Origin of the sequence: Microbacterium immunditiarum, from assembly GCF_013409785.1 — a bacterium.
Taxonomy (GTDB): Bacteria; Actinomycetota; Actinomycetes; order Actinomycetales; family Microbacteriaceae; genus Microbacterium; species Microbacterium immunditiarum.
Genome location: NZ_JACCBV010000001.1, coordinates 3668192 through 3690415, shown reverse-complemented (window position 1 = coordinate 3690415; position 22224 = coordinate 3668192). Strand labels below are relative to the sequence as shown.

The following is a 22224-nucleotide window of genomic DNA, read 5'->3' as shown; positions in this document are numbered from 1 at the left end:
GTATGCTCGCGTACGACGTGCGCCCCCGGCACGTCTGCATTCGCGAGGAGTGCGATGGATCCTGAGCCTCCGCGCGCGCCCGAGACACCCGATCTCAGCACGCGCCGCGCGTACCAGGTCTTCGTCGACCGCGCCGGTCGCCGCATGCGGCGCATTCGCCTGCTCTCGGTCACGGCGGGCGGCTTCACCGCCGCGGCGATCGTGCTCGCCGTCGTCGCCGCGATCGGGGGCGGCCCGCCCGACGCGTCGCCGCGGTGGCCCGCTCGGCCCGCGGCATCCGTCGACGAATCGCGCGGCAGGCATACGCCCCCTGCCACGCCATCGCAGAGCCCCACGCCGACCCCGAGTGCGTCGCCGACGCCCGATGCCGCACCTTCCCCGTCGCCAAGCGTGATCGACGTTCCCGTCGTCGACCCGGCACCCCTGCCCGCGCCGACGCCGAGTCCGTCCGCGACATCCGCCGACGGACCTCCGCCCTCCGAAGGCCGCGGGAACAGCGGGAGCGCTCCGGGGCACACGAAGGCGCCCAAACCTCCCAAGCCGTGAGGCGCGGCATCCGGTGCTGGCCATCGCGGCCTCGCCGAGCGGACAATGGGGCATGGCCGAGATCAAGACGAAGCCCACGGATGCCGACGTCCGCGCGTTCCTCGACGGTGTGACTCCGGCGAAGCGGCGTGAGGACGGACTCGTGCTCGCGGAGCTCTTCCGCGAGGTGACGGGGGAGGATCCCGTCATGTGGGGGCCGTCGATGGTGGGCTACGGAACCTACCGGTACGTGTCGCGCGCCGATCCGCGCACCCGCGGCGACTGGCCCAAGACGGCCTTCTCGCCCCGCAAGGCGCAGCTGTCGCTGTACGGGCTGAAGGATCTGCCGGAGGGCGCCGCGCTCCTCCCCGAGCTCGGCACGTACACCGAGGGCGCGGGGTGCGTGTACGTCAAGAAGCTCGAAGACGTCGATCTCGACGTGCTGCGCCGGCTCATCGCGATCGCGTGGTCGCGCGAGGACGACCCCCTGCCTGGGCGGTAGGCCTCCCGTTCGCTGGCCTTTCCCACCGGGTGGGACTAGGCTCGGAGGTTCTCTGCCGCTTCCGGCCAAGGAGGAGGAGTCGACGATGAGCAACGTGACGGATCCCGTCTGGATGACCCCCGCGACGCTGGCGTCGCTCGAAGAGGAGCTCGCCGAGCTCGTCTCGCAGCCCGACGCCGACCAGGCGCGCGTCATCGAGCTTCGCGAGCTCATCCGGCGCGCCGAGGTCGGCCCGAAGCCCGACGACGGTCTCGTCGAGCCGGGCATGATCGTGAGCGTCCGCTTCGAGGCCGACGGATCGGTCGAGAAGTTCCTCCTCGGCAGCCGCGACGTCGTGCGAAACGACGCCGCGGTCGACCTCGACGTGTACTCGCCCACCTCGCCGCTCGGCGCCGCGATCAGCGGCCGGTATGTCGGCGACGCGGTCACCTACGCGACGCCTTCGGGCACGAAGCTCCAGGTGATGATCCTCGAGGCGCATCCGTTCGGCTGAGTCCGGCGAGCGCCGGTTGGGCGCGGCACCCGGATCACATGAATCCGGATGCCGCGCCCGCCGTCACCTCTCGGTGAGCGTTCCGTCGGGCGCGAGCTCCAGCACGAGGTCGACCCCGAGCCGCTCGAGGAACACGTCGTCGTGGCTCACCACGAGGACGGCGCCGCGGTAGGCGGCCAGGGCGCCGACGAGCTGGTCGACCGTGTCGAGGTCGAGGTTGTTCGTCGGCTCGTCCAGCACGAGCAGCTGCGGAGGCGGATCGGCCAGCAGGAGCCGCGCCAGCGCCACACGGAACCGCTCGCCGCCCGACAGCGTCCCGACCGGTCGTTCGACCGTCGAGCCCCTGATCAGGAACCGTGCGAGGCGGTTGCGCAGCTCGGCGATGCCGATGCTCTGCGCGACGGCCGAGACGTTCTCGAGCACGGATGACCGATCGTCGAGCCCGTCGATGCGCTGCGGCAGGTAGCCGATGCGGTCGGTATGCGCAACGGCGCGTGAAAGCGCCGGGCTGAACCGGGCTTCAGCTCCGGCTTCAGCGCCCGAGTCGCCGATCGAGCCCGACGGATTCACCTCGACGCCGGTGCCGCCGACGAGCCGCTCCAACAACGTCGTCTTGCCGACGCCGTTGGGGCCGATGAGCGCCACGCGCTCGGGCCCCTGGACGATCCACGCGTGGTGCGCGTCGCTGATCGTCGCGATGCGGCGTCCCGCGGGCACACCCGGGTCGGGCAGGTCGATCTTGACGATCGCTTCATCGCGCACGCGACGCTCGGCGGCGTCGAGCGCCTCGCGAGCGGTCGCCTCACGATCGGCCTTCTCGCCGCGGAGCTTGCCGGCCGACACCTGGGCGGCGCGCTTGCGGGCGTTCATGACGATCTTCGGCACGCGCTTCTCATCGAACGCCTTCTGGCCCATCTGCCTGCGGCGGGCGATCGTGGTCTCGGCCTCGATGCGCTGGCGCTTCTCGCGCCGCAGCGCCTGGGCGGCGGAGCGCTCGGCCTGCCGGGCGGCGTCCTGCTCGGTGTCGAGCCACGCCCTCCACTCGGAGTACGGGCCGCCGAAGACCGACAGCTCGTTCGCGTAGAGCTCCGCGGTCTCGTCCATGAGGTCGAGCAGCGCGACATCGTGGCTGACCACGATGAGCGTGCCCCGCCACGAGCGCACCATGTCGTACAGGCGTGTGCGCGCGTTCCGGTCGAGGTTGTTCGTCGGCTCGTCGAGCAGCGCGATGGGCGCGCGCTCGCCGGCGGACCCCAGGCGGATGCCCGCGATCGCCGTGAGCACGGCCTCGCCTCCCGAGAGCTCGCCGACGCGGCGGTCGAGCATCTCGGGCGCGAGACCAGCCTCGGCGAGGGCGGCGTGCGCCCGCGCTTCGACGTCCCAGTCGGCGCCGACCGCGTCGAAGTGACGCGGGTCGGGGTCTCCGGACTCGATCGCGCGGAGCGCGCGCAGGGCGTCGCCGATCCCGAGCACGTCCGCCACGGGGCGGTCGACTTCGAGCGTCAGGCGCTGCGGCAGGGACGCGGCATCCGCCACCGCGTCGAGGCGACCCGACGTCGGTGCGATCTCGCCCGCGATGAGCTGCAGCAGCGTGGACTTCCCGGCGCCGTTGCGGCCGACGAGGCCGGTGCGTCGAGAGCCGAACGCGCCCGTGACGTCCGTGAGGGCGGCGGTGCCGTCGGGCCACGTGAACGACACGCGGTCGAGCACGACGGAGGGTGTGAGGGTATGGGTGGACATGTGGTCTCCTTCGTCAGTCGGGCGCTGACGTCGGAGTCCACGAGTGCCACGGATGCCGGGCGTGCAGAAGCCCGGCGAAGGGCGGGAGATCGACGGTCAGCGCGGTGCGGCTTTTCAGCGGCGCGCGGACACGTCGAAGGATCGACGGATCAGCGCGGTGTCACTGCGCGGTCGCGACGATCTCTGTCACTGTCTTTTCCTCACCTCGGGACAAGGACGCGGGCCAGCATAGCGGACTCGCGCGTCCGATGGTCTGTGAGTCGCCTGCGCGCCGTCCTAGCATGAGCGCATGGCCGACCCCGCGCGAGCCCATGATCCGATCCTGACGGTGACGCCCAACCCGGCGCTGGATGTGAGCACGTCGACCCCTCGGGTGATCCCCGAGGAGAAGCTGCGGTGCGGGCCGACGCGCCTGGACCCGGGCGGCGGCGGCATCAACGTGTCGCGGGTCGTGCGCAACCTCGGCGGCCGGTCGACCGCCCTCTACACCGCCGGCGGACCGACGGGCCACGCGTATCGCGAGCTGCTCGAACGCGAGGGGATCATGGGCCGGGTCGTCCGGGTCAGGGGCAGCACGCGCGAGAGCTTCACGGTCGACGAGACGTCGACCGGCGAGCAGTTCCGCTTCGTGCTGCAGGGGCCGCAGCTGTCCGAGCCGGAGTGGCGCGCACTTCTCTCGGCCGTCGTCGACGACCTCCCCGTCGGCGGCTATCTCGTCGCGAGCGGCAGCCTGCCGCCCGGGATCCCCGTCGACTTCTACGGGCGGCTGGCCCGCATCGCCCGCGATCACGGATCGCGGTGCATCGTCGACGCATCGGATGCCGCGCTGAACGCCGCCCTCGACGAAGGCGTGTTCCTCGTGAAGCCCAGTCGCCACGAGCTCGCCGAGCTCGTGGGCGCTCCCGTCGGCGACGACGCGCAGCTCGAGGAGGCCGCGCGGGCGCTCATCGCGGCGGGGCGCACCGAGATCGTCGCGCTCACGCTCGGCGGCGCGGGTGCCGTGCTCGTGACCGCCGACGACACGTGGCGGCTGCCGACTCCGAAGGTCGCCGTCCAGAGCACCGTCGGCGCGGGAGACAGCTTCCTGGGGGCGTTCGTGCTGCGCCTCGCCGAAGGCCGCACGCCGCGCGCGGCGTTCCGCACCGCCGTCGCGGCGGGCTCGGCGACCGCCGCGCTCCCGGCGACGGCACTGTGCGGCGCCGACGAAGTCGCGGACCTCGAGTCGCAGCTGCCGCCGGCGTGACGTCAGGGCCGGTCGCCCGCGTCGTCCGATGAGGGCGGGGGCGCGGCATCCGTCAGTCTCTTCTCGAGGAAGACGTGCACATCGGCCAGTTCCTGCTCGGACACGCTGTGGGTCAGGCCGGGGTAGACGCGCCCGCTCAGGTCGACGTGATCGGGCAGCCACTGCGTCGTGTGCTCGACGAGCGCCGCGGGGATCACATCGTCGTGCGTGCCGCGTCCCCAGAACACGGGCGGCTTGGCTTCGGCGAGCTCGGCGTCTCGCGGCAGGCCGCCCGGCGTCACGTAGCCGCTGAGGTTCACCGCGTACGCGAAGCGCCGGGGTTCGAGTCGCAGGGCCTGCAGCGACACCGCACCGCCTTGCGAGAACCCGAGGAGACCGACGGATGCCGCGCCCGGCGCATGTGCGTCGACCCACTCGATCACGGCCTGAGCCGCGGCAGTGACGTGCGAGGGGTCGCGCCCGTCCAACCCGTCGATCGGGTACCACGACCGCCCCGGCATGGGCCACGGCGGCGTGAGAGGGGCCGCGAGGCTCACGACCGCGAGCGTCTCGGGGAGGTACGCGCGCAGTCCGTAGAGGTCGTGCTCGTCGGCGCCGTAGCCGTGGAGGAGGAGCAGCAGGTGCCTTCCTGCGACGTCGGCGGGCTCGACCGACCACAGCGCCGCGTCTGCGTCGAGGATGAGCGACTCGGGCATGCCCTCATCCTGCCACCGGGCGTCGACAGCGCCACCCGCCGGGAGTCCGGCGTCGGGCGGAGCGAGGGGGTATACAGGAACCATGGCCGTGCGAACACCCGACCCCGAACCCGCGGGCGACGATCCGTTCGGACCGCCCTCGGGGAACGTCTCGAACCCGGCGTGGCTGAGCGAGATCGAGCTCGCCGAGGCGCGCCGGCGACTGCCGATGCTCTACGTCGAGGCCGTCCCCGTCCGGACGGACGGCATGGGCCAGGTCGTCGAAGTGGGCATCCTCCTTCGCGCCACGCCCGTCGGCGAGATCACGCGCACGATCGTGTCGGGACGCGTCCGCTACGGCGAGACCATCCGCGACGCGCTCTTCCGGCACCTCGAGAACGACCTCGGGCCGATGGCCTTCCCGCTGCTGCCGCCTCAGCCCGTGCCGTTCACCGTCGCCGAGTACTTCCCGCTGCCCGGCGTGAGCCCCTTCCACGACGACCGTCAGCACGCCGTGTCGCTCGCGTTCGTGGTGCCCGTGACGGGCACGTGCGAGCCGCGCCAGGACGCACTCGAGGTCACGTGGCTGACGCCCGAGGAGGCGTCGTCCGACGCGCTCGCCGCCGAGATGGAGGGCGGTCGGGGCACACTCGTGAGGCTCGCGCTGGCGAGCGTCGGCGCGCTCCGCTGACGAGAAGAGACGGATGCCGCGCCCCTCGCGCGGCCGGCGCGGACGCCATCCGTCGGCAGCGGGTCTGGACCGCATCGACGCGACGGGTATGATTCCCACAAACCCGAGGCGCACACCGCGCCGAACCCGGTGTCGTCGCGCGTCCACGCGATGCCTCCCGCCGCGCTCGCGGCAACCGTCACCCGCTGGGGCGCCACGAGCGGTGGGCGCGTCCGTGCTCGGCGCGCGCCGCCCATCTCCCCACAGCAGCAGAACAGAAGCGAGAGTCACATGTCGGATCAGCAGGTGCCGGGCCGTCAGGCCGGCGGCGACGAGGCGAGCCCGTTCGACGAGCTCATCGGCGGTGACACCGTGCCCGCCACGGGAGCGTCGTTCACGACGGTGTTCCGAGGTTACGACAAGGACGAGGTCGATGCCGCGGTCGCCCGGCTCACGGCGCGTCTGCGCGCAGGCGGCGACGAGATCGCATTCCTCGAGGAGCGCTACCGCCGCGTGACCGACGCGGCGAACTCGCAGAGCCGCGAGGCCGTCGAGCAGCTCGAGGCCGAGTACGAGGCGCGTCTCGAAGAGGCCGAGAATCGCGCGCGAGACGCGCTCGAGAGGATGAAGGCCGCGCTCACCACCGCGAACGCGCGGGCGCTCAAGGCCGAGCAGCGCCTGCAGTCCGAGGTCGCGAGCGCGACGAGCGACACGCGCGAGACCGTCCAGCGGCTCGAGGCCGAGCTCACCGCCGCGAACGCTCGCGCCGCGAAGGCCGAGCAGCGGGTCGCGACGCTCACCGAGGAGCTCGTCGAGAACGGCAACGCGTCCGACCGCCCGCAGTTCGAGGAGATCCTGCGCGTCGCCGAAGAGCAGGCGAGCCAGATCATCCGCAACGCGAGCGTCCAGGCCGACCGCCTGCTCGAGGCAGCCCGCGAAGAGGTCGTCAACCGTCGTCGCGAGGTCCAGGCCGAGGCCGACGGCATCCGCGCGCAGGCCGAGAGCGACGCGCACCAGGCCCGCCTGCGCATCGAGACCGAGCTCATGGCGCACCAGGCGCGCCTCGAGCGCGAGTCCGCGCACGCGGCCGAGAAGGTGTCGCAGGCCGAGCAGGAGGCCGCGGCGATCCGCAGCGAGGCCGAGAAGGGCGCCGCCGCGCTCCGCTCGATGGTCGCGCGCGAGACGTCGCAGATGCGCGCCGAGGCCGAAGAGGCCGTGCGCGAGCTCAGGATGCGCGCGCTCGAGTTCGAGGAGTCGCTCACGCGGCGCCAGGACGACGCGCAGCAGGAGTTCCTCATGCTCCACAACCAGGCGGTCGCCCATGCCGAGCGCATCACGCAGGACGCGAACGAGCAGGTCGCCGCATCGCTCGAGCACGCGCAGCGCGTCGCCGGCAAGGCTGACGACTTCGACCGGCTCATGCGCGCCCAGGCCCAGCAGCTCGAGGCCGATGCGAACCTGCGCGCTCGCGACGTGCTCGACCGTGCGCGGGCCAAGGCGGAGCGCATCATCGAGACCGTCACGGCGCACTCGCAGGCCGTGCTCCGCGACGCCGAGGACCGCACGCGCCAGCTCCGCTGGCAGCAGCATCAGCTCATGAGCTTCATGTCCGAGGTCAAGGAGCTCATCCGTCCCGACATGCCGATCGGCGACGTCGCCGTCGTCGACCTCGAGCCGGCCGACGGCGGGTCGACCGAAGGGGAGGCCGCGCCGTTCGGCGAGGCGCGCGCGGCAGGTGCCGCCGAGGCGCCGGAGGCTGCCGAATCGCACGAGGCGCCGCAGGACGAGGCCCGCGACGGCGAGCCCGAGGACGCCGAGGAGACGCGGTCCGAAGCCGAGTCCCCCGAGGAGCAGCGCCCCGAGGGCCGGTTCCACGAGGGCGAGGTCTCCGAGGGCGAAGGCGAGAACTCCGCGGATGAGGGCGCCGAGGTCGCGCGGTTCGCGCACCACGAGGGCGAGCACGCCGAGGGCGAGCAGCCGCACGACCACGACGGCGGCGAGCCCCGCGAGGACGACCGCGACGAGACGGCCGCCTGACCGACGCTGGATCGAACGAACCGGATGCCGCGTGCCGCGAGGGCGCGGCATCCGTCGTCTGTCGGCTTACGCCGCCGACGCCGTCTCGCGCGCGATCGCGGCGAGGAACGCGTCGATGTCCTCCTCCGTCGTATCGAACGAGCACATCCAGCGCACCTCGTTGCGCGCGGCGTCCCAGTCGTAGAACCGGAACGACTCGCGCAGCCGGTCGGCGACGCCGTCGGGCAGCGTCGCGAACACGCCGTTGGCCTGCGTCTTCTGCGTGAAGCCGACGCCGCGGACCGATCCGTCGGCGAGACCCGCCTCGATGCCGGAGCGAAGGCGCTGCGCCATCGCGTTCGAGTGGCGCGCGTTGCGCAGCCACAGGTCGCCCTCGAGCAGCGCGATGAGCTGCGCCGAGACGAACCGCATCTTCGACGAGAGCTGCATGTTGAGCTTGCGCAGGTACGTGAGACCGGCGGATGCCTCGGGGTTCAGGACGACGACCGCCTCGGCGCCCATCGCGCCGTTCTTGGTGCCGCCGAAGCTCAGGACGTCGACGCCGGCATCGCGTGTGAAGGCGCGGAACGGCAGGTCGAGCGAGGCCGCCGCGTTGGCGAGGCGCGCGCCGTCGACGTGCAGGTGCATGCCGAGAGGGTGGATGTGGTCGGCGATCGCGCGGATCTCGTCGGGCGTGTAGAGCGTTCCGAGCTCGGTCGACTGCGTGATCGAGACGACCAGGGGCTGCGCGCGGTGCTCGTCGCCCCACCCCCACGCCTCCCGGTCGATGAGCTCGGGCGTGAGCTTGCCGTCCTCGGTCGGGACGTTCAGGATCTTGATGCCCGCGACGCGCTCAGGCGCACCGCCCTCGTCGACGTTGATGTGGGCCGTAGACGCGGCCACGACGGCGCCCCAGCGGGGGAGCATCGACTGCAGTCCCGTGACGTTCGCGCCGGTGCCGTTGAAGACGGGGAACGCCTCGACGCGCTCGCCGAAGTGGTGGGCGAAGACCTCCTGGAGGCGCTCGGTGTAGACGTCTTCGCCGTACGCGACCTGGTGGCCCTCGTTCGCGGCCGCGATCGCCGCGAGCACCTCGGGGTGGATGCCGGAGTAGTTGTCGGATGCGAAGCCGCGGATGCTCGGATCGTGGATCGGGGTCACGGGTTCCAAATCTAGCCGACGCCGGCACGAGGGTTTTCCGTGTCGGAGGTGCGGCGTAGGTTCGACCCCATGTCCTCCGACGCCCCCGGCCCCTCCACAGCCGCGCAGCGAACGGTCGTGCCCCCGCCGAACGGCATGCGCATCTTCTTCCAGGTGCTCGTGAACACCGCCGCCGCGAACGTCACGACGAGCTTCCTGTGGTTCGCGCTGACATTCTGGGTCTACCTCGAGACGAGGTCGGTGCTCGCCACCGGCATCGTCGGCGGCAGCTACATGCTGCTCGTCGCCGTCTTCTCGATGGTGTTCGGCACGCTCGTCGACCGTCACCGCAAGCAGCGCGTCATGGTCCTCTCGAGCCTGGTGACGCTCGCGTCGTTCCTCGTCGCCGGCGCGCTGTACCTCGCCCAGCCCGAATCCGTGCTCGTCGACATCACCGGCCCGTGGTTCTGGCTGTTCACCGGCATCATCCTGTTCGGCGCGGTCATCGAGAACCTGCGCAACATCGCGCTGTCGACGACCGTCACGCTGCTCGTGCCGGTCGAGCGCCACGCCAACGCGAACGGCATGGTCGGCACCGTTCAGGGCATCGCGTTCGTCGTCACGAGCGTGTTCTCGGGCCTCTCGGTCGGCTTCCTCGGCATGGGCGGAACGCTTGCGATCGCACTCGTCGCCACGGCGATCGCGTTCCTGCACCTGCTGACTTTCCGCATCCCAGAAGAGCAGCCCGATCCCGACGAGAACCGCGCCAAGGCGTTCGACTTCCGCGGCAGCATCCGGGCCGTCCGTGCCGTCAAGGGGCTGTTCGCCCTGATCCTGTTCTCGACGTTCAACAACTTCATCGGCGGCGCCTACATCGCGCTCATGGACCCTTACGGCCTCACGCTGTTCACGGTTCAGTGGTGGGGAGTCGTCCTCGGCATCACGGCGACGGGCTTCATCGTCGGAGGGCTCGTCGTCGCCAAGTGGGGGCTCGGGCGGAACCCGATCCGCACGCTGCTGCTCGTCGTCATCGCGATGGGCGTGCTCGGCGCGCTCTTCACGATCCGCGAGTGGTCGTGGCTGTACATCGTCGGCATCTATGCCTACATGGCGATCATCCCGGCGGCAGAGGCGGCCGAGCAGACGGTCATCCAGAAGGTCGTCCCATTCCGCCGGCAAGGGCGCGTCTTCGGCTTCGCGGCGGCGATCGAGTCCGCGACGGCGCCCATCACGGCGTTCCTCATCGCCCCGATCGCCGAGTTCCTCATCATCCCGTACATGGACACCGACAGCGGCCGCGCGACGTGGGGCTGGCTGCTCGGCGAGGGCGAGGCGCGCGGCATCGCGCTCATCTTCCTGTTCGCGGGTCTCATCCTCGTGGCCGTCGCGCTGCTCGCGTTCCTGACGCCGTCGTACCGCATCCTCTCCGCGGAGTACCAGGAGGGCCTCACGGACGCCGACGCGGAAGCGGGCGGCGACGCCGAAGGCGAGACGGATGGCCCGGCCCAGGGCGGTGACGTCGAGGAGGCTCGACCCGGCGCGGGCGCGACGGATCCGTCGCCCAACGGCGCGGGCGCCGCGCCCATCGACGTCGGACCGCCGTCGACGAAGGACGTCATCGGGGGCGTGGTCGACGGAAAGCGCCGCGCGTAGCCTGGCCCCATGAGGCCGTCGAGAGCGGCCGTCCTCGCGGTGGCGGCCGCAGCCGCGCTCACGGCGTGCACCGCCGAATCCGCTCCGGATCAGGAGCCGCGAGTCGTCGAGTCACCCGCGCGGATACCCACCGAGCTCGCCGCTCGCGCGGCACACACGATGACCGCACTGGACAACGGGCGCCTGCTCGTCGTGGGAGGGTGCGTGACGGACGGCTGCGGCACCGCCGCCGCCGACAGCTGGATCATCGAGGGGCGCGACGCCCGGCGGACGGCGTCGCTCAATTACGTGCGCGACGCCCACAGCGCGACCCTGCTCGCGGATGGGCGGGTACTCGTCTCGGGCGGCTTCGCCGCGGAGGGGACCCCTGCGCTCGACACCGCGGAGATCTACGATCCCGAGACCGAGCGGTGGGCCGAGGTCGCCGCGCTCACGACCGGCCGCGGAGGGCACGGGGCGGCTCTACTGGGCGACGGCACCGTGCTCCTCGCCGGGGGCTGGGCCAGGACCGGCGGCTTCACCGACACGACGGAGATCTTCGACCCCGTGACCGCGACGTTCCGCCCCGGGCCGCTGCTCCCCAGACCCGTCGTGGGCGTCGGTGCCGCGTCGCTTCCGAGTGGTTGTGTCCTTCTCGTCGGGGGCGAGGTGGAATCCGCGGTGCCGACAGACCTGGCGCTGACCGTGTGTCCGGACGGCACCGTCACAGAGGTCGGGCCGCTGCGGCAGGCGCGGTTCAAGCACGCGACCGTCTCCCTGCCCGCTGGTGACGTGCTGATCGTGGGCGGTACCGCCGACGACCGCGAGCTGCTGAGGTCGACAGAGGTCTTCGACGCGGAGTCGCAGAGCTTCCGACCCGGACCCGATCTCACGGTGGGGCGTTACAAGCTCGGCGCGACCCTTCTCCCCGACGGCCGCGTGGTCGTCGCCGGAGGCGCCCCCGGCATCGAGGTGATCGACGTCGCCTCGGGCGAGGCCTCGGTCGTGGACGCGGCCCGGGACGCCGTGGCGTCGTTCTCCACGCTCGGCGTGACCGGTGGCGTGCTCGTCGTCCTGGGTGGGTACGACGAGTCGATCGACCTCACGCGACTGGGCTTCGTGATCGACCTCGAGGAACTCACGGGCTGAGCGCCCCCCGCGAAAGTCGGAGCCCCGCGAGTCGCGGGTCCCGGTCGGCCGCGTCGGGCGATCAGTCCTGCGGCAGAGTGACGACCGTGTCGTTGATCGAGGCCGCGTCGGCGTCCCACAGCTTCACGAAGGCGTCCGCGACCGTGTCTTCGAGCCCGTCGAGCGCCTTCACGCGGAAGATCACGGCCGCCGCGCGCAGCGGCTCGCCGGCATCGCGTGCCGCCTTCGCGAATCCGTGCGCGACCGCGCGGGTCCACGCCTCGCTCGCGGCCTTCACCGCCGCGTAGTTCGCGCCGCCGGCGAGCGGCCGGGCGACCGCCGTCGACGACACGATCGCCAGCCGTCCGGCTTCGGATGCCCGCAGGTCGTCGTCGAACGTGCGCGTCACGTGCCGCAGCGCCGTGAACGACGCTTCGAGGATGCGGTAGTCCTCGTCGCTCTGCCCCGCGAGCCCTCCGCCCCCGCGCCAACCGCCGACGAGATGGAACAGCCCGTCGATGCGGCCGTCGGTCTCGCGGACTCGCTCGGCAAGGGACTGGACGGCCGCGGCATCCGTCAGATCGCACACCTCGGTGCGCACCCCGGGAACCGCCTCGGCCAGCCGCCCGAGCTTCTCGGGATCACGGCCGACCGCGACCGCCCGCACACCGGCCCCAGACAGGGCGCGGGCGGCCGCGAGGCCGCTGGTGCTCGTCGCCCCAGCCACGAGCACCAGCCGCCGGTTGTCAGGCATCCGTTCCCCGGATGCCCGAAGTCGACTCGATCACGGGGCGCATCTTCTTCTCGAGCGCCTCGAAGAACATCGACAAGGGGAACTCGTCGTCGAGCACGGCGTCGGTGTAGTCCTTCGGCGACCCGGCGAGGATCTCGTCCGGAAGCCCCCGTGCCCAGAGCGAAGCGGGGTTCGGTTCCACCACGGATCGGACCAGATCGTACGCCGCGAGCCAATGCGCCGTCTTGGGCCGGTCGATCGACCGCCAGTAGAGCTCGTCGATCTCGTCGCCGAGAGCCACGACGGCCCCGGGGACCTCGTCCCAGTCGAACGCGAGTGCCGTATCGGTCCAGTGCAGGACGCGGCGCTGGTGCAGCCACGCGAACAGGAGCTGACCCCCGAGGCCGTCGTAGTTCCGCACGCGCGACCCGGTGATCGCGAAGCGGAAGACGCGGTCGAAGATGACCGCGTACTGCACGAGCTTCGCGTGCTCGAGCATCTCGGCCTCGGTCGCCGTGAGGTCGTCGCGTGCGGAGAGGCGCTTCTCGATCGCGACGCACTCGCGGAACGCCGTCAGGTCGCAGCGCAGCTCCTCGAGCGAGTACAGGAAGTACGGCATCCGCTGCTTGATCATGAACGGGTCGAACGGCAGGTCGCCGCGCATGTGCGTGCGGTCGTGGATGATGTCCCACATCACGAACGTCTTCTCGGCGAGCGTCTGGTCGTCGAGCATGCGAGCAGCCGCGGTCGGCAGCTCGAGCTTCGTGATCTCGGCCGCCGCGCGCACGACGCGCCGGTAGCGGGCCGCTTCGCGGTCCTGGAAGATCGCGCCCCACGTGAAGGTCGGGATCTCGCGCATCGCGACCGTCTCGGGGAAGAGCACGGCCGAGTTCGTGTCGTAGCCGGGCGTGAAGTCGATGAGCCGCAGCGAGACGAAGAGCTTGTTGCCGTAGTCGCCCGCCTCGAGCTCCGCGACGAAGTCGGGCCAGATGACCTCGACGAGGACGGCCTCCACGTACCGGTTGCGAGACCCGTTCTGCGTGTACATCGGGAAGACGACGAGATGACGGATGCCGTCGACCCGGTGCTGCTGGGGCTGGAAGGCCACGAGCGAGTCGTAGAAGTCGGGGACTCCGAACCCGCGGTCCGCCCAGCGCTCGAAGTCGTGCATCGACGCGGCGAGGTACTCGGCGTCGTGCGGGAACCGCGGGGCGAGCTCGCGGATGGCCTCGACGATCGCCTCGACGCACGTGCGCGCCTCGGCGTGGTCGGCCTCGACGGGCACGGATCCGTCCTGCGCCTGGATCGCCTGCAGCGCCGTGGCCGCGTCCTTCAGGCGCAGCCAGGCGGGGGTCTGCTCGAGGCTCGTCGCGTCCTCGACGACCTCGGGCTCTCCGATGATGGACTTCGCGTTGGGCGTTGTCGTAGACACTGGGAACCTCCGATCCTGAGGACGAGTTGACGTAAGAATTCCGGCGAGTGCCAGACTCAACAGGTATTCTTCCATGCGTGGACGACCCTGTCGATCTGGCGATCATCACGGAGGTGTCGCGCGACGCGCGCGCGACGCTGGCCCAGCTGTCCGAGCGCGTCGGGCTGTCGGTGTCGGCCGTGCAAGCACGTCTCAAGCGACTCGAGGGCAGCGGCGTCATCTCGGGATACCGGGCCGTGATCGACGCCGAGGCGGTCGGCAAGCCGCTGTCGGCCTTCATCGAGATCACACCGCTCGACCCCGGCCAGCCCGACAACGCGCCCGAGCTGCTCGGGCACCTTCCCGAGATCGAGGCCTGCCATTCGATCGCGGGCGACGCGAGCTACATCCTGTTCGTCCGCGTCGCGACGCCGCGGCACCTGGAGGCGCTCATCCGCGAGATCCGGCAGGCCGCATCCGTCAACACGCGCACGACCGTCGTCCTGCAGACGTTCTTCGAGAACAGGCCCATCCCGCCCGCGTGACCTGCGGGTAGCCTCGGCTCATGGCCGCCGCCCCTGAGCCGACCGCCGTCGCCCGCGGCCACGGGGTGCTCATCGTGCGCAACACGCGATCCGGCACGGCGGTCATCCGTGCGGATCCCGCGGAGCTCATCGCCGAGCGGCTGCCCGAGGCCGATGTGCGCGAGCTCGGCGAGGGCGAAGATCTGGCGGACGTCGTCGACACTGCGATGGCGGCCACGGACCCGCCTTCCGTGCTCGGCGTGTACGGAGGCGACGGATCGGTGTCGCGCATGGCCGAGCTCGCCCGCAAGCACGACCGGCTGCTGCTGGTGATGCCGGGCGGCACGTTCAACCACTTCGCCCGGTCGGCGGGCGTCGTGGACGTCGAGACCGCGATCGACGCGCTCGAGAGCGGATCGACCGTCGAGGTGAGCGCGGTCGAAGTGACGGCCGACGACGGGCCTCCGGTCCTCGCCCTCAATGCGGTGTCGGTCGGCGCATACCCGGAGCTCATCGACCAGCGCGACCGCCGGCGCGCGCGACTCGGCAAGTGGCTCGGCGGCATCGTCGCGGCGTGGATCACCCTCCGAAGCGCCGAGCCGCTCACGATCGTGCGCGAGGGGCGGCGAGCGCGCGTTTGGTCGGTGTTCGTCGGCGTCGGGCGCAGCGATCCGATGCGCGTCGCGACGATGCAGCGGGAGAACCTCGAAGAGCCGACTCTCGACGTCCGCATCCACCATGCAAGTGGGACACGGATGCGGGCCATCGCGTCGCTCGCATTCGGAAAGCGCACCGCCGCCGTCCTCCACGCGCTGAAGCTCATGCCGCCGCGCTCGGATGTCGAGCGGCTCGTGGTGCCCGGCTTCGACATGACGGTATGCGTCGAACCCGAGCGCCCGTCGGTGTACGTGCACGACGGCGAGCTCGAGGAGCGGCCGGCGGGCGGGTTCCGGCTTCGCTGCGTCATCGTGCCGCGGGCCGTGACGGTGTACGCGCCGGGGTCGGAGGCGCGTTGAGCGACGCTTCGTCTCGCTGCGCTCGCTCAGCGCCCGGGCCCGCGGACGTCTTCCGCCCGCGGCTACAGCCACCCCCGCCCGCGCGCGAGCACGGCCGCCTCGATGCGGTTCGCGGTGCCGGTCTTGCCGATCGCTGCGGAGAGGTGATTTCGCACGGTGCTCCTCGACAGGTGGAGCAGCGACCCGATCGCGGCGATCGACGCTCCGCTCTCGCACGCCCGCAGCACCTCGCGTTCGCGGTCCGTGAGCGGATTCGGCTCGGCGCGGAGCGCGGTGGTCGCGAAGTCGGGATCCACGACGGTGGATCCTCCCGCCACAGAACGCAATTGGGCGGCGAGGTGGGTCGCGGGGGCGTCCTTGAGCAGGAAGCCGCGCGCCCCGAGCTGCAGTGCGCGCTGCAGGTAGCCCGGCCGGGCGAACGTCGTGAGCACGACGACGTGGCAGTCGGGCACCGCTGCCCGCAGGTCGGGAATGACGTCAAGCCCGCTGCGGCCGGGAAGCTCGATGTCGAGGAGCGCGATGTCGGGCCGGGTGCGCTCCGCCGCCGGCACGATGTCGTCGCCTCTCTCGACCTGCGCGACGATCTCGATGTCGCCTTCCAGCTCGAGGAGCGTCGCGAGGGCGGTGCGCAGCAGCGCCTGATCCTCGGCGATGAGCACCCTCATGCGGGCACCTCCGCCCGCAGACGGATGCCGCCGCCGTCCGCCTCGACGACGAGCTCGCCGCCGAGGCGCCGCACGCGCTCGCGCAGCCCGGTGAGGCCGGTGCCCTCGCGCACGGGCGGCGGGGCGACGCCGTCGTCCTCGACCTCGATCGACGCGCGAGACGGCCCCGCGGTCACGGTCACACGGCACAGCGTCGGGCGCATCGCGTGACGCAGGAGATTCGTCGATGCCTCGAGCACGACCGAAGCGAACAGCGCGTCGATCTCGGCGTCGAGGTCCCCGGCGTCCTTGCGCACGGCGAGGTCCACGCCGCGCGAGGTGAGAGACGTGCGCGCGCGCTCGAGCTCGGCGTCCAGCGACGACCGCCTGTAGCCGGCGACCGCGGTGCGCAGCTCACGCAGGGCGTCGCGCCCGAGGCGCTCGATATCGGCGGCGTGCTCGGCCGCGGCATCCGGGTCAGTCGGCGCCAGCCGCCGCGCCGTCTCGGCCTTCACGACGATGACCGACAGTGTGTGCCCGGCCACATCGTGCAGGTCTCGCGCGAAGCGCAGGCGCTCTTCCTCGACGGCGGAGCGGGCGAGCAGCCGCCGTGTGCGCTCGAGCTCGGCGTTGCTGACGGCGAGCTGCTGGATGACGAACGCGCCGATCCCGCTGAAGAGCACCGTCGCGGCCGCCGCCACGATCGTGTGCGGCGCGACCGTCGCGGTCGTCGCCGCTGCCACGACCGCCGACGCTACGAGCGCGATCGCGCTGCCGAGGGCGGGGAAGCCGATCGCGGCCGCGACTCCCGCGAAGCCCCATGCCGAGATCCATCCCTCACCCGTCGAGGTCACGACAGCGGTGCACGCGCCGACGAGCGCGGTGAGGGCGAGGGGGCGGATGACGCGAAGTGTCCAGTCCGGCGTCTCGATCGCGAGCCACACGAAGGTCGCGAAGAGGCCCGGCACGACCGCGAGGGCCGCGAGCGCGACCGGCGTCGGGTCCTGGATCGTCGCGATGAGCGGCCCGATCATCAGCACCGGCGTCCAGATGGAGACGATCCACCCCCACCGGTGGCGCCCCATCCAGCGGAACGCCCGCAACCGGAAGTCGTCCGCGCCTGCGCCGATCGCGATCACCTCCCGTCGCCGTAGGCTACCGCGCGCTCGGCGGGGGCCGCGTCGGCCGACGCGCCGACCGCCCGCGAGGCCAGCAGCACGCCCGTGACCGTGACCGCGGTGACGACATGCAGCGCCGCGAGGCCCGCGACGGCGGCCGGCGAGGTGCCCCCGAGCGGACCGGCGAGCGAGACGACGAGGAACGCGGCCGCGGTGATGACGAACCACCGCACCGGATGCCGCGTCCACTTCTCGAACGCCGCGAGCACGAGCCACGCGGGGATCGCCGCGAAGCCCGCGACGACCGCCGTCACGACGGCGCCGACGGTGATGGCGGAGCCGGTACCCGTGACGGCCTCGAGCTCGGTGCCCAGCACGGGCACCTCGATGAGCCACACGACGAGGGCCGCGAGGGCTGCGGCGGGGATGGTCAGAAGACGGATGATTCGACGACGAGTGAACATGCGCTCGACCCTACGGACGGCCGGCGCGAGGCGGCAGAACCGTCGGTCCTCGATCGGGCAGGACGAATGTCCCGGATAGCGCGGTCTCGTATCACCGTGTTCCGAGCGGGCTACGAGCGGCGCGCGAAGAGTTCGATCAGGTCGACAGCCGTCGTCACGTCCGTCGTCGAGACGGAGAGACGTCCACCCGAGCCGATGGCCCGGACCGCGGCCTGGACACGGGCGAGCTCCCTCCTGTTCCACGGCTCACGGCGGGTGTCTCCCGGTCCGAGCATCTTTCCCAGCGTGACGATGTCCAGCAGGTGGCGATCCCGCTTCGGCCCGCTCTCCTGCTGGTAGGCGGCTGCCTTCGCGGCGATCGCGCCGGGCAGGTCAGGACGAAGCACCGTGCCGATGATTCGTTCGACGGTCACGACTACCGGCTCCGAGCGCTCGAGCGCTCGCTGCACGCCGTGGGATGCCAGGACGCGCCCGCCGCGCACCGTCTTGATCGCGTTGCTCGTCGGTCGCAGGCCCTTGGGGACGAGCAGATCGATTCGTGCCGACCCTTTCAGGTACCGTGTCTCATCCCGAGCCTCCGCGAAAGGAAGGTCTCCGCGGTCGTTGTCGACCTTGAACCCCAGGTCGTGCAGGGCCTGCGTGACGTCTTTGAGCCGCCGGGGATAGGCGCGCACAGCGACAGCGATGTCGCCATCGTCGGTCACCCGCGGGAGGTCGAAGCCGCGCTCGGTCGCATGCAAAACCGTCATCTGCCCGCCGACGACCGCCCACCCCTCCGGGCCGATCCTCTCTGAGATGGCGAGCATTCCGTGCCACGATTGGGCCGCCTGCGGGGTGCTGTCGGGCAGCGTGATTGCGACCGTCACCTGGGGAGCCCCGCTTCAAGCATCCGAGCCACTTCTCCGTCCTCTCTCGGGCCGTCCCAATCGGCGAGGTCCGCGATGCTCTCCGAGATTCGAGGCGGTCGATCCGACACGTGCAGCCGGACGTTCGCCTCCGGGTGGGGGATGAGCATGAAGTCGGCCTGGACTGCTGCGAGGTCAGCGGGCCGGACGTGTCCCTCAAGCTGTCGTCTGTCGTCGATCCCGGACCGGGGGTCGCTGAAGCCGGAGGCGTGAACGCGCGGATCCGAGCGGAGCTCGCCGAGGAAGTCCGGTTGAACGCGGAGGTCGAGACGCTGTCCGCGGTTGCGCATGAGGTCTCGCAGCAGTGCCGCGGGGTTCTCGGCCGACGTGATCGCATCGGCGTGCGCTTGCGCGCGCAGCCAGCGGCGAGAGTCGATCCCGGCAGGCTTCTCCTGGGCGAGCGCATCCAGCACGAGGTGCGCCATCCGCGGGCTCAGCGACCGGCGTGACATCGGCTTGCGGCGCAGGGCGGACTCGTCCACCACCCACGCACGCCCGACCTTCTGCGCGGGGATCTGCCCAGCCTGAATGAGCTGGTAGACACGAGCGGGCGACAGCCGGGACGCCTTCGCATACTCTTGAACGCTAAGCATGACACTCCTCTTGGTTCGATCATAGAGGTGTGTCACGTCAGTGCCAAGCCGGGCATTCGCCCCGACGCATCGGCACGCAACCGAGAGCCGTGTGACCGGACCGCCTCAGCGAGGCCGGTCACACGGTTGCGCGGTCCTCAGTCGTGCTGGGGGAAGCCCAGGTTCAGCCCGCCGTGCGACGGGTCGAGCCAGCGCGACGTGACGGCTTTCTCCGCGGTGAAGAACTCGAACCCGTGAGGGCCGTACGCCTTCGCGTCGCCGAAGAGCGAGGCCTTCCAGCCTCCGAAGGAGTGGTACGCGACCGGCACCGGGATCGGCACGTTGATGCCGATCATGCCGACCGTCGCCTCGCGCTGGAAGCGCCGGGCCGCACCGCCGTCGTTCGTGAAGATCGCCGTGCCGTTGCCGTACGGGCTCGAGTTGATGATGTCGAGGCCGCCCTCGTAGCCCTCGACGCGGACGATCGACAGCACGGGGCCGAAGATCTCGTCCTGGTACACCGACGACGACGTGGGCACCTTGTCGATGAGGGTGGGGCCGAGCCAGAAGCCGTCGGGGTCGCCGTCGGCTTCGACGCCACGGCCGTCCACGACGACGGATGCGCCGTCCTGCGCCGCCACGTCGATGTACGACGCCACCTTGTCGCGGTGCTGTCCGGTGATGAGCGGACCCATGTCGCAGCCGCGTGTGCCGTCGCCGATGCGCAGCGTCCCCATGCGCTGGGAGATCTTCTCGACGAGCTCGTCCGCGATCGTGTCGACCGCGAGCACGACCGAGATCGCCATGCAGCGCTCGCCGGCCGAGCCGAAGCCCGCGTTGACGGCCGCGTCGGCGGCGAGATCGAGGTCGGCATCCGGCAGCACGAGCATGTGGTTCTTCGCGCCGCCGAGCGCCTGCACGCGCTTGCCGTTGCGGGTGGCGTTCTCGTACACGTACTTCGCGATCGGGGTCGAGCCGACGAACGAGATCGCCCTCACGTCGGGGTGCTCGAGCAGCCGGTCGACGGCCTCCTTGTCGCCGTGCACGACGTTGAGCACGCCGTCGGGCAGCCCGGCTTCCTTCAGAAGCTCGGCCATCCAGTTCGCGGCGGTCGGGTCCTTCTCGGAGGGCTTCAGCAGGACGGCGTTGCCCGCGGCCAGCGCGACCGAGAAGAACCACAGCGGCACCATGGCAGGGAAGTTGAAGGGGCTGATGATGCCCACAACCCCGAGCGGCTGGCGCAGCGTGTAGACGTCGATGCCGGTCGAGACGTTCTCGGAGTACGCGCCCTTCGTCAGGTGGCCGAGGCCGCACGCGAACTCGACGACCTCCATGCCGCGCGCGATCTCGCCGAGCGCGTCGGAGAGCACCTTGCCGTGCTCCGCGGTCAGGATCGCGGCGAGCTCGTCCTTGCGCTGGTTGAGCAGCTCACGGAAGTTGAAGAGCACGGCCTGGCGCTTCGCGATCGAGGTGTCGCGCCACTGCGTCCACGCGCCCGTGGCGACGGCGACCGCGGAGTCGACATCGGCTGCCGAGGCGAGGCGCACCTCCTTCTGGACGCGGCCCTGCGCGGGGTTGAACACGGGCCCCGTGCGCTCGGACTCACCGGTCCAGGCGGACCCGTCGACCCAATGGTCGAGGATCGTGGTCGCGGACTCGGCGGTCCGCTCCAGAGTCGTGGTGTCGGTCATGGTCTCCTCCTTGAAACTGCCCTCGTGGGGACTTCAGAGCGCATCCGCTTCGACGACGCCCAGAGCCTCATCGTAGATCGACATCGCCTGGGCGACCTCTTCGGGGGTCACGACGCAGGGCGGGACGACGTGGATGCGGTTCTCGGCCGTGAAGGGAATCAGGCCCCTCGCGACGAGCTCCTTCTTGAGCCGTCCGATGACGTCGACGCCCACGGGTTCGCGCGTCTCGCGGTCCCGTACGAGCTCCATCGCCCAGAACACGCCCTCTCCGCGCGTCTCGCCGATGAGCGGATGCCTCGCCTGCAGCTCCTTCAGCCCGGGACCGATCGCCTCGGCGCCGACCCGGCGGGCGTTGTCGACGATGCCCTCGCTCTCCATCGCGTCGAGCGCGCCGATGATCGAGGCGGCGGCGAGCGGATGCCCCGAGTACGTGAGTCCGCCGGGGAACACGCGCTCGTCGAACGTCTTCGCGATGGGCTCCGACATGATGACGCCGCCCACCGGGACGTACCCCGAGTTGACGCCCTTCGCGAAGGTGATGAGGTCGGGGACGACGTCGTAGCCCTGGAACGCGAACCACCGGCCCGTACGCCCGAAGCCCGCCATCACCTCGTCGAGGATGAGCACGAGGTCGTAGGTGTCGGCGAGCGCGCGCACCCCGGCGAGGTATCCGGGCGGCGGAACGAGGATCCCCGCGGTGCCCGGCACCGACTCGAGCAGCAGGGCGGCGATCGTCTGGGGCCCCTCGGACTGGATGACCCGCTCGAGGTGGTGGAGCGCGCGCTCCGACTCCTCCTCGGGCGTCGTGGCCCAGAACTCGGAACGGTAGAGGTACGGCCCGAAGAAGTGCACGTGCCCGCGCGCGTACTGGTTCGGCATCCGTCGCCAGTCGCCCGTCGCGACGATCGCCGCGCCCGTGTTGCCGTGATACGAGCGGTAGGTCGACAGCACCGTGTCACGGCCGGTGTGCAGGCGCGCCATGCGGATGGCGTTCTCGACGGCATCCGCCCCGCCGTTCGTGAAGAACACCTTCTCGAAGCCCTCGGGCGCCTTGGCCAGGATCTTCTCCGCCGCGCGCCCGCGCGTGAGGTTCGACGTGGCCGGGCCGATGGTCGCGAGCTGCGCCGCCTGCTCCTGGATCGCCTTGACGACGGCCGGATGCTGGTGCCCGATGTTCACGTTGACGAGCTGGCTCGCGAAGTCGAGCATCCGGTTCCCCGCGTGATCCCACACCGTCGTGCCCTGGCCGCCGGCGATGACGGGCAGGTCGAGGTGCGCCTGCGCGGACCACGAGTGGAACACGTGCTCGCGGTCGATGCGGCGGGCCTCGGCATCCAGGTCGACGTCGGTGTCGGTTTCGGTGCTCATGTCTCGATCCTCCCG

Annotated in this window: 22 protein-coding genes; 10 read left to right on the top strand and 12 right to left on the bottom strand. The window is 71.2% G+C overall.

All coding sequences use genetic code 11. The features are described from left to right. The first annotated feature begins 54 nt into the window (after window positions 1-54). The 3 genes from BJ991_RS17165 to BJ991_RS17155 all read left to right on the top strand — a co-directional run bounded on the left by BJ991_RS17165 (window position 55) and on the right by BJ991_RS17155 (window position 1520). Window positions 55-546, top strand: coding sequence for a hypothetical protein (locus BJ991_RS17165; RefSeq protein WP_179491984.1), 492 nt, complete (start codon window positions 55-57; stop codon window positions 544-546). A 52-nt stretch (window positions 547-598) separates the two neighbouring features. Further along, the gene (locus BJ991_RS17160; protein ID WP_179491982.1) at window positions 599-1027 is read left to right on the top strand and encodes a DUF1801 domain-containing protein; all 429 of its coding nucleotides are present in this window, start codon (window positions 599-601) and stop codon (window positions 1025-1027) included. Between the two features lie 85 nt (window positions 1028-1112). Continuing rightward, the gene (locus tag BJ991_RS17155; protein WP_179491980.1) at window positions 1113-1520 is read left to right on the top strand and encodes a GreA/GreB family elongation factor; all 408 of its coding nucleotides are present in this window, start codon (window positions 1113-1115) and stop codon (window positions 1518-1520) included. A 63-nt stretch (window positions 1521-1583) separates the two neighbouring features. Here BJ991_RS17155 and BJ991_RS17150 read toward each other — a convergent pair whose 3' ends face one another. Beyond that, the gene (locus BJ991_RS17150; protein ID WP_179491978.1) at window positions 1584-3260 is read right to left on the bottom strand and encodes an ABC-F family ATP-binding cassette domain-containing protein; all 1677 of its coding nucleotides are present in this window, start codon (window positions 3258-3260) and stop codon (window positions 1584-1586) included. Window positions 3261-3549: 289 nt separating this feature from the next. On the opposite strand from BJ991_RS17150, the gene BJ991_RS17145 reads away from it, so the two are divergent. Next, window positions 3550-4503 carry a 1-phosphofructokinase family hexose kinase gene (locus BJ991_RS17145; protein WP_179491976.1) on the top strand — a complete coding sequence of 318 codons (954 nt, stop codon included), beginning with the start codon at window positions 3550-3552 and terminating at the stop codon, window positions 4501-4503. A gap of 2 nt (window positions 4504-4505) precedes the next feature. On the opposite strand, the gene BJ991_RS17140 is transcribed toward BJ991_RS17145, so the two are convergent. After that, the gene (locus tag BJ991_RS17140) at window positions 4506-5198 is read right to left on the bottom strand and encodes an alpha/beta hydrolase (protein WP_179491974.1); all 693 of its coding nucleotides are present in this window, start codon (window positions 5196-5198) and stop codon (window positions 4506-4508) included. An 82-nt stretch (window positions 5199-5280) separates the two neighbouring features. On the opposite strand from BJ991_RS17140, the gene BJ991_RS17135 reads away from it, so the two are divergent. Both BJ991_RS17135 and BJ991_RS17130 read left to right on the top strand, forming a co-directional pair. Then, a complete protein-coding gene (locus tag BJ991_RS17135) occupies window positions 5281-5868 on the top strand; it encodes an NUDIX hydrolase family protein (protein ID WP_179491972.1) in 588 nt (195 codons plus the stop codon). Between the two features lie 270 nt (window positions 5869-6138). Next, entirely contained in the window at window positions 6139-7884 is a 1746-nt protein-coding gene (locus BJ991_RS17130) for a DivIVA domain-containing protein (protein ID WP_218852969.1), read from the top strand. A gap of 66 nt (window positions 7885-7950) precedes the next feature. Here BJ991_RS17130 and BJ991_RS17125 read toward each other — a convergent pair whose 3' ends face one another. Next, complete coding sequence (locus BJ991_RS17125; RefSeq protein ID WP_179491971.1) at window positions 7951-9024, bottom strand: beta-eliminating lyase-related protein; 1074 nt, start codon at window positions 9022-9024, stop codon at window positions 7951-7953. Window positions 9025-9093: 69 nt separating this feature from the next. Between BJ991_RS17125 and BJ991_RS17120 the strand changes: the two genes are divergently transcribed. Next, on the top strand, window positions 9094-10656 hold the full coding sequence (locus BJ991_RS17120) for an MFS transporter (RefSeq protein WP_425487537.1): 1563 nt from the start codon (window positions 9094-9096) through the stop codon (window positions 10654-10656). 9 nt (window positions 10657-10665) lie between these two features. Beyond that, window positions 10666-11784, top strand: coding sequence for a Kelch repeat-containing protein (locus BJ991_RS17115; protein WP_179491970.1), 1119 nt, complete (start codon window positions 10666-10668; stop codon window positions 11782-11784). Between the two features lie 61 nt (window positions 11785-11845). Here the strand turns inward: BJ991_RS17115 and BJ991_RS17110 are convergent, their stop codons facing one another. Together BJ991_RS17110 and BJ991_RS17105 are read right to left on the bottom strand one after the other, a co-directional pair. Beyond that, window positions 11846-12517, bottom strand: a complete 672-nt coding sequence (locus BJ991_RS17110; protein ID WP_179491969.1) for an SDR family NAD(P)-dependent oxidoreductase — start codon at window positions 12515-12517, stop codon at window positions 11846-11848. Next, window positions 12510-13928: a DUF6421 family protein gene (locus BJ991_RS17105; protein ID WP_179491968.1), complete on the bottom strand. Its 1419-nt coding sequence runs from the start codon at window positions 13926-13928 to the stop codon at window positions 12510-12512. The genes BJ991_RS17110 and BJ991_RS17105 overlap by 8 nt, the downstream gene beginning before the upstream one ends. Before the next feature lie 77 nt (window positions 13929-14005). On the opposite strand from BJ991_RS17105, the gene BJ991_RS17100 reads away from it, so the two are divergent. After that, a complete protein-coding gene (locus BJ991_RS17100) occupies window positions 14006-14452 on the top strand; it encodes an Lrp/AsnC family transcriptional regulator (protein ID WP_343048813.1) in 447 nt (148 codons plus the stop codon). 20 nt (window positions 14453-14472) lie between these two features. Beyond that, window positions 14473-15447, top strand: coding sequence for a diacylglycerol/lipid kinase family protein (locus BJ991_RS17095; RefSeq protein ID WP_218852967.1), 975 nt, complete (start codon window positions 14473-14475; stop codon window positions 15445-15447). A 62-nt stretch (window positions 15448-15509) separates the two neighbouring features. Here the strand turns inward: BJ991_RS17095 and BJ991_RS17090 are convergent, their stop codons facing one another. The 7 genes from BJ991_RS17090 to BJ991_RS17060 form a co-directional block, all read right to left on the bottom strand. Next, window positions 15510-16112 carry a response regulator transcription factor gene (locus tag BJ991_RS17090; protein ID WP_179491967.1) on the bottom strand — a complete coding sequence of 201 codons (603 nt, stop codon included), beginning with the start codon at window positions 16110-16112 and terminating at the stop codon, window positions 15510-15512. Then, window positions 16109-17230, bottom strand: a complete 1122-nt coding sequence (locus tag BJ991_RS17085; protein ID WP_218852966.1) for a histidine kinase — start codon at window positions 17228-17230, stop codon at window positions 16109-16111. The genes BJ991_RS17090 and BJ991_RS17085 overlap by 4 nt, the downstream gene beginning before the upstream one ends. After that, window positions 17227-17673 carry a DUF6069 family protein gene (locus BJ991_RS17080; protein ID WP_179491966.1) on the bottom strand — a complete coding sequence of 149 codons (447 nt, stop codon included), beginning with the start codon at window positions 17671-17673 and terminating at the stop codon, window positions 17227-17229. Before BJ991_RS17080 ends, BJ991_RS17085 begins: the two co-directional genes overlap by 4 nt. Window positions 17674-17783: 110 nt before the next feature. Further along, on the bottom strand, window positions 17784-18539 hold the full coding sequence (locus tag BJ991_RS17075) for a hypothetical protein (RefSeq protein WP_179491964.1): 756 nt from the start codon (window positions 18537-18539) through the stop codon (window positions 17784-17786). After that, window positions 18536-19171: a helix-turn-helix domain-containing protein gene (locus tag BJ991_RS17070; protein WP_179491963.1), complete on the bottom strand. Its 636-nt coding sequence runs from the start codon at window positions 19169-19171 to the stop codon at window positions 18536-18538. The genes BJ991_RS17075 and BJ991_RS17070 overlap by 4 nt, the downstream gene beginning before the upstream one ends. Window positions 19172-19308: 137 nt before the next feature. Beyond that, the gene (locus BJ991_RS17065) at window positions 19309-20841 is read right to left on the bottom strand and encodes a CoA-acylating methylmalonate-semialdehyde dehydrogenase (RefSeq protein ID WP_179491962.1); all 1533 of its coding nucleotides are present in this window, start codon (window positions 20839-20841) and stop codon (window positions 19309-19311) included. A gap of 33 nt (window positions 20842-20874) precedes the next feature. Continuing rightward, window positions 20875-22209, bottom strand: a complete 1335-nt coding sequence (locus BJ991_RS17060; RefSeq protein ID WP_179491961.1) for an aspartate aminotransferase family protein — start codon at window positions 22207-22209, stop codon at window positions 20875-20877. Window positions 22210-22224 lie beyond the last annotated feature (15 nt).

Excerpts from the sequence above, each read along its gene's own strand:
- BJ991_RS17165 (WP_179491984.1), top strand. The coding sequence starts at position 55 with ATGGATCCTGAGCCTCCGCGCGCGCCCGAGACACCCGATCTCAGCACG.
- BJ991_RS17160 (WP_179491982.1), top strand. The coding sequence starts at position 599 with ATGGCCGAGATCAAGACGAAGCCCACGGATGCCGACGTCCGCGCGTTC.
- BJ991_RS17155 (WP_179491980.1), top strand. The coding sequence starts at position 1,113 with ATGAGCAACGTGACGGATCCCGTCTGGATGACCCCCGCGACGCTGGCG.
- BJ991_RS17150 (WP_179491978.1), bottom strand. The coding sequence starts at position 3,260 with ATGTCCACCCATACCCTCACACCCTCCGTCGTGCTCGACCGCGTGTCG.
- BJ991_RS17145 (WP_179491976.1), top strand. The coding sequence starts at position 3,550 with ATGGCCGACCCCGCGCGAGCCCATGATCCGATCCTGACGGTGACGCCC.
- BJ991_RS17140 (WP_179491974.1), bottom strand. The coding sequence starts at position 5,198 with ATGCCCGAGTCGCTCATCCTCGACGCAGACGCGGCGCTGTGGTCGGTC.
- BJ991_RS17135 (WP_179491972.1), top strand. The coding sequence starts at position 5,281 with ATGGCCGTGCGAACACCCGACCCCGAACCCGCGGGCGACGATCCGTTC.
- BJ991_RS17130 (WP_218852969.1), top strand. The coding sequence starts at position 6,139 with ATGTCGGATCAGCAGGTGCCGGGCCGTCAGGCCGGCGGCGACGAGGCG.
- BJ991_RS17120 (WP_425487537.1), top strand. The coding sequence starts at position 9,094 with ATGTCCTCCGACGCCCCCGGCCCCTCCACAGCCGCGCAGCGAACGGTC.
- BJ991_RS17115 (WP_179491970.1), top strand. The coding sequence starts at position 10,666 with ATGAGGCCGTCGAGAGCGGCCGTCCTCGCGGTGGCGGCCGCAGCCGCG.
- BJ991_RS17110 (WP_179491969.1), bottom strand. The coding sequence starts at position 12,517 with ATGCCTGACAACCGGCGGCTGGTGCTCGTGGCTGGGGCGACGAGCACC.
- BJ991_RS17095 (WP_218852967.1), top strand. The coding sequence starts at position 14,473 with ATGGCCGCCGCCCCTGAGCCGACCGCCGTCGCCCGCGGCCACGGGGTG.
- BJ991_RS17090 (WP_179491967.1), bottom strand. The coding sequence starts at position 16,112 with ATGAGGGTGCTCATCGCCGAGGATCAGGCGCTGCTGCGCACCGCCCTC.
- BJ991_RS17080 (WP_179491966.1), bottom strand. The coding sequence starts at position 17,673 with ATGTTCACTCGTCGTCGAATCATCCGTCTTCTGACCATCCCCGCCGCA.
- BJ991_RS17070 (WP_179491963.1), bottom strand. The coding sequence starts at position 19,171 with ATGCTTAGCGTTCAAGAGTATGCGAAGGCGTCCCGGCTGTCGCCCGCT.
- BJ991_RS17065 (WP_179491962.1), bottom strand. The coding sequence starts at position 20,841 with ATGACCGACACCACGACTCTGGAGCGGACCGCCGAGTCCGCGACCACG.
- BJ991_RS17060 (WP_179491961.1), bottom strand. The coding sequence starts at position 22,209 with ATGAGCACCGAAACCGACACCGACGTCGACCTGGATGCCGAGGCCCGC.